This is a genomic window from Mycobacterium arosiense ATCC BAA-1401 = DSM 45069 (assembly GCF_002086125.1).
Classification (GTDB): Bacteria; Actinomycetota; Actinomycetes; order Mycobacteriales; family Mycobacteriaceae; genus Mycobacterium; species Mycobacterium arosiense.
In genome coordinates this window covers 1-237 of record NZ_MVHG01000395.1, presented here as the reverse complement: position 1 = coordinate 237, position 237 = coordinate 1, and the positions used below count along the sequence as shown (strand labels likewise).

General features: G+C 74.3%; 1 pseudogene. It reads left to right on the top strand.

The window, feature by feature from the left end:
* Positions 1-237, top strand: a pseudogene (locus tag BST14_RS32310) (hypothetical protein); the annotation flags it as partial.

The window sequence follows — 237 nt, the reverse complement described above, 5'->3', positions numbered from 1 at the left end:
GTGCTGCGCGACAGTTGCCCGCCGCCGCAGCGGGCCTTCGCCGCGCAGGAGGTGGCGCCCCTGGAGGGGGTGGAAGTCCAGCCCCTGGCGGGCAATCCGCACGTCTGGCTGAGCGAGCAGCCGCTGGGCACCGACCTGGCCCAGGCCGAGTTCGCCGCGCGCCAGCAGAGCAGCCAGTGGCGCCGCTGGCGGCCGCTGCTGGGGTTGGTTGGGCTGTGGCTGGTATTGCAATGGGGC